Annotated in this window: 5 protein-coding genes; 3 read left to right on the top strand and 2 right to left on the bottom strand. The window is 64.0% G+C overall.

Annotated elements, in window-relative coordinates; translation table 11 throughout:
- The 3 genes from EN943_RS38075 to EN943_RS34740 form a co-directional block, all read left to right on the top strand.
- Window positions 1–192 (top strand): hypothetical protein (locus EN943_RS38075; RefSeq protein ID WP_206522869.1); only part of this gene is annotated, 192 nt, incomplete at its 5' end.
- Window positions 189–2,495: a xanthine dehydrogenase family protein molybdopterin-binding subunit gene (locus tag EN943_RS34745; RefSeq protein WP_127416349.1), complete on the top strand. Its 2,307-nt coding sequence runs from the start codon at window positions 189–191 to the stop codon at window positions 2,493–2,495. The genes EN943_RS38075 and EN943_RS34745, both read left to right, overlap by 4 nt.
- A gap of 71 nt (window positions 2,496–2,566) precedes the next feature.
- Window positions 2,567–3,469, top strand: coding sequence for a DMT family transporter (locus tag EN943_RS34740; RefSeq protein WP_245476089.1), 903 nt, complete (start codon window positions 2,567–2,569; stop codon window positions 3,467–3,469).
- Here EN943_RS34740 and EN943_RS34735 read toward each other — a convergent pair whose 3' ends face one another.
- Together EN943_RS34735 and EN943_RS34725 are read right to left on the bottom strand one after the other, a co-directional pair.
- Window positions 3,470–4,282 carry a helix-turn-helix transcriptional regulator gene (locus EN943_RS34735; RefSeq protein ID WP_127416347.1) on the bottom strand — a complete coding sequence of 271 codons (813 nt, stop codon included), beginning with the start codon at window positions 4,280–4,282 and terminating at the stop codon, window positions 3,470–3,472.
- A gap of 286 nt (window positions 4,283–4,568) precedes the next feature.
- A partial coding sequence (locus EN943_RS34725) for a uracil-DNA glycosylase (RefSeq protein WP_164778541.1) occupies window positions 4,569–5,198 on the bottom strand: 630 nt, incomplete at its 5' end.

The raw sequence follows: 5,198 nt of genomic DNA, 5'->3' as shown, positions 1-5,198 counted from the left end.
AGCTTGAAGACCTGGCCGGTGTCCGTGCGCATTCCGTGGGTTTTCCTGTCGATTGCGTTGGCGGCGGATTGTGTCCGCTGGTCCAAGAAATTTGAAGTCCGCGCTCTTTACACGAAACGGCCCCTCGACAAAACTGAGGCAATGCCTATTTCAGGCGTTCGTTTTCCTGTCATCATCGCGAGGCATCCATGACCGTCGTCACACCGAAATTCGGCATGGGCGCATCCGTGCTGCGGCGCGAGGACGCCGCCTTCATTCAGGGCCAGGGCCGTTATACCGACGACATCCAGCCGGTTGGCGTCCTGCATGGTTACGTCCTGCGCTCGCCGGTCGCCAAGGCCAGCTTCACCATCGGTTCGACCGAGGCGGCGAAGGCGGCACCTGGCGTCCATCTGGTGCTGACCGGCAAGGACCTTGCCCATCTCGGCGATCTGAAATCCGGCGTCATGCAGGAACAGCCGGATGGCACCAAGGCGCCGACGCGCGACATCCCGATCCTGTGCCGCGACCGCGTCAACTATGTCGGCGATGCGGTTGCCTTCGTCGTCGCCGACAGCCGTGCCTTGGCGCAGGATGCCGCTGAACTGATCGATGTCGACTATGACGGCGAAGATGCCGCCTCCGGGACCGCAAATGCACTTGCCGAAGGCACGCCGCTGGTCTGGCCGGAGCTTGGTTCCAACCGCGCCTTCAGCTACCACATGGGCGACAGGAAAAAGACCGAAGCGGCTTTCGCCAAGGCCGCCCATGTCACCCACATCGAGTTCGTCAACAACCGGCTGGTGTGCAACTACATGGAGCCGCGCTCCGCGATCGGCGAATGGAACGTCGAGGAGAAGCGCTTCGTGCTGACCACCGGGTCGCAAGGCGTGCACTCCATGCAGTATATCCTGGCCAGCGTGTTCAAGATCAAGAAGGGCCAGTTGCGCGTCATCACGCCTGATGTCGGGGGTGGTTTCGGGCCGAAGAGCTTCGTCTACCGCGAGTATCCGCTGGTGCTGGAAGCGGCGAAGCGGCTTGGCCGCCCGGTGAAATGGGCCGGCGACCGCACGGAACACTTCCTGACCGACGCGCAAGGCCGCGACAATTTCGTCACGGCCGAGATGGCGCTGGACAAGGACGGCCGCTTTCTCGGCATGAAGGTGGACCTGCTCGCCAACATCGGCGCCTATATCTCGCAATATGGTCCGTTCATCCCCTATATCGGCGTCACCATGTCGACCGGTGTCTACGATATCCAGGCGCTCGACGTCTCGGTGACCGGCCTCTACACCAACACCTGCCCGGTCGATGCCTATCGCGGTGCCGGTCGGCCGGAAGCAGCGTTCCTGCTGGAAAAGCTGGTCGATGCCTGCGCCCATGATCTTGGCCTGCCTGTCGAGGAGATCCGCCGCCGCAACTTCATCCGGCCGGAGCAGTTTCCCTACCGGACGCAAACCGGCCGCCTCTACGACACCGGTGAATTCGAAGGCCATATGGAGCGCGCCATCGAGCAATCCGAATGGAAAGCGTTTCCTGAGCGGCTGGCGCAATCGAAGGCCGGCGGAAAAATCCGCGGCCTCGGCATGGCGACCTATATCGAGGCCTGTGCCTTTCCAGGCTCCGAACCGGCCTTTGTCGAACTCAATGGCGACGGCACGGTGACGCTGAAGATCGGCACCCAGACGAACGGACAGGGGCACGCCACCGCCTATGCGCAGTTCCTGTCGGAAAAGCTCAATCTCGACATCGACAAGATCCATGTCCGCCAGGGCGATACCGATGAATTGAAGGCCGGCGGCGGCACCGGCGGCTCGCGCTCCATTCCGCTGGGAGGTGTATCGGCTTCCCGCGCGGGCGAGGATCTGGCCAACAAGATCAAGCGCATCGCAGCCGACGAACTGGAGGCTTCTGCCGGCGACATCGAATTGTCCGACGGCGTTGCCCGCATCGTCGGCACCGATCGCTCGATTGATTTTTCCGCCATCGCCAAGGCCGCCAAGACGCCCGACGATCTCAAGGGCTTTGGCGAGTTCGTGCAGGACGAATGCACCTATCCCAACGGCACCCATATCTGCGAGGTCGAGATCGATCCCGACACCGGCGCGACCGAGATCGTCCGCTACACCATCGTCGACGATTTCGGTGTCACCGTGAACCCGATCCTGCTCGCCGGCCAGGTGCATGGCGGCGTCGTGCAAGGTATCGGCCAGGCACTGACCGAGGACACTATCTATGGCGAGGACGGACAGCTTTTGACGGCGAGCTTCATGGATTACGCCATGCCGCGCGCCGACAATTTCCCGTTCTTCCATTTCGAGACCCGCAACGTGCCGTCGACGACCAATGCACTCGGCATCAAGGGCGCGGGCGAGGCCGGCACCATCGGCTCGACGCCTGCGGCACTCAATGCGGTGACCGACGCGCTCTGGCGCGCCTATGGCGTCAAGCACATCGACATGCCGGCAACGCCGGCGCGTATCTGGGCGACGATCCGAGAAGCGTCGGGAGCGTGACAGCGGGCCCCCGCAGCCCCTCGGCCACAGCCGGCGATGATGCCGGCGGGCACGACACGCTCACCGGCATCATGTTCAAGATCGTGTCGGTGGCGGTCTTCGTCGGCATGCAGACCTGCATCAAAGCGGCAGGCACGGTTCCGGCCGGCCAGATTGTCTTCTTCCGCTCTTTCTTCGCCATCTTCCCGATCATCGCCTTCCTGGCCTTCAGGCAGGAACTCGGCACTGCCTTCACCACCAGGCGTCCGTTCAACCACATCGCCCGCGGCCTGGTCGGCGTCTGCGCCATGGGGCTCGGCTTTTTTGCGTTGACCCGGCTGCCGCTGCCGGAAGCGATCACGCTGAACTATGCGCAGCCGCTGCTGGTGGTGGTGTTCAGCTCGATCTTCCTCGGCGAGGCCATCCGTGTCTATCGCTGGAGCGCGGTCGCGGTCGGCCTGGTCGGCGTGCTGATCATCTCGTGGCCGGAACTGACGCTGCTGAGTTCCGACGAGGCGCTCGACGACCAGGAAGTGCTTGGCGTCATGGCCGCTCTTGTCGCGGCGGCGATCTCGGCCGTCGCCATGCTCCTGGTGCGCAATCTCGTGCAAAGCGAGCGCACGGCGACCATCGTGCTGTGGTTTTCGGTGACGGCGAGCGTCATGTCGCTGCTGTCGCTGCCATTCGGCTGGCAGGCGCTGACGCCGCTCCAGGCGGCTCTTCTTGTTGCCGCCGGCTTCTGCGGCGGCCTCGGGCAGATCCTGATGACGGCGGCCTATCGCCATGCCGAAGCCTCGGTCGTGGCGCCGTTCGAATATACGTCGATGATCCTCGGCGTCGTCGTCGGCTATCTCGTCTTCGGCGACGTCGCCACGCTCCATATGCTTGTCGGCGGCCTGATCGTCGTCGCCGCCGGCATCTTCATCATCTGGCGCGAGCGCCAGCTTGGCCTGGAGCGCACCCGCACACGCAAGGCATCTTTGCCTGAAGGGTGATTACGACAGCTCGGCTTGCTCCTTCGCCAACCGAACCAGCACCGTCCTCGTCTGCTCGTCGGCCGGGAAAAACGATTCGATCGCCAGTTCCGAAAGCGTCACGTCGAGCGGCGTGCCGAAGACGGTGATGGTGCTGATGAACGACAGCACCTGATCGCCATGCGCCAGCCTGAGCGGATGCACGATGGCGTTCGGCTCGACCGGCGACGGCCGGCTGCCCCTGAGGCCGGACGGATAAGTCCTCAGCTCACGCTCCAGCTCGACCAGCACCGGGTCGCCGCTCGCGTCGTTCTGGTGTTTCAGGCGCTCAAGCAGGTGCGTGCGCCATTCCTGGAGATTGACGATGCGTGGCGCGATACCGCCGGGATGCAGGCTGAGGCGAAGCACGTTGACCGGCGGCGTCAGCAGCGAAGCTTCGCTGACATCGGCGAGGAAGGGAGCGATGGCGGCGTTGGCCGAAACCAGGTTCCAGTGCCGGTCGACAGCGAGTGCCGGGAACGGTTCATGTCCCTTGAGCACGATCTCCACCGCCGCCATCGCCGGCGCCAGCGTCGTGTCGGTCAGCGAGCGTTCGCCGAAGCTAGGGGCAAAGCCGGCGGCGAGCAGCAATTGATTGCGTTGCCTGAGCGGTATCGACAATTGCTCGGCCAGATGCAGCACCATGTCGCGCGAAGGTGCGGCGCGACCGCTTTCGACGAAGCTCAGATGCCGCTGCGAGATCTCGGCCTCCATGGCGAGGTCGAGCTGCGACATGCGGCGGCGGGTGCGCCACTCGCGAATGAGGCTGCCGGCGGAGGTTTGAGCTGTTGTCATGGGTGAATGACTAGGCCCAGAGCAGACGTAATTCAATTACCTCGGAGGTTATCGGCACAGCATCCACGTTCGAGACTGGCGAAAGCGGAGGTGACAGCCAATCTCCCCCCTCGTGGGGGAGATGCCTAGCAAGGCAGAGGGGGGCGCTGTCCCGCCGACCTTGCGATCGACATCACGAGTCCTTCAACTCATTCGTAGGGTATAGCGGGCAAGGCAAAGGCTTGCGATCTTCGCGCCCCCCTCTGTCCTGCCGGACATCTCCCCCACGAGGGGGGAGATTGGCCAATCACCCAAGCGCGCGCAGCTTTGCCTTCACTTCGAGGAAATCCCGCCACGCCAGCTTCTTGTGCGACGGGGTTCGCAGGAGATAGGCCGGATGCAGCGTCGGCATGGCCGGGATGGCGATGCCGGACGCCGTCGTGTGGACGCGCCAGTTGCCGCGCAGCCGCAATATGCCTTCCGAGGTGTTGAGCAAGGTCTTGGCTGACGGGCCGCCAAGGTTGATCAGCACCTTCGGATTGACCAGCTCGATCTGCCGTTCGATGAACGGCCGGCAGATCTCGGTCTCGTGCGGCGTCGGCGTGCGATTGCCCGGCGGTCGCCAGGGAATGACATTGGCGATATAGACTGAAGTGCGGTCGAGCCCGATCGCGGCCAGCATGCGGTCGAGCAGCCGGCCCGAGCGGCCGACGAAGGGCAGGCCCTCGATGTCCTCATCGCGGCCGGGTGCCTCGCCGACCAGCATGACGGCGGCTTCCGGGTTGCCGTCGGCGAACACCAGGTTCTTGGCGGTGGCTTTGAGGTTGCAGCCTTCGAATGCCGCCATGTGCTGGCGAAGCTCGTCCAGCGTCGTTGCTGTCGTCGCCAATTGGCGAGCCAGTGCCGCCTGCGCTTCGTCGGGAACGGCGGCCGATGT

The sequence above is a fragment of the Mesorhizobium sp. M7A.F.Ca.US.006.01.1.1 genome (assembly GCF_003997935.1).
Taxonomy (GTDB): domain Bacteria; phylum Pseudomonadota; class Alphaproteobacteria; order Rhizobiales; family Rhizobiaceae; genus Mesorhizobium.
This window is presented reverse-complemented; position numbering and strand designations above follow the sequence as displayed.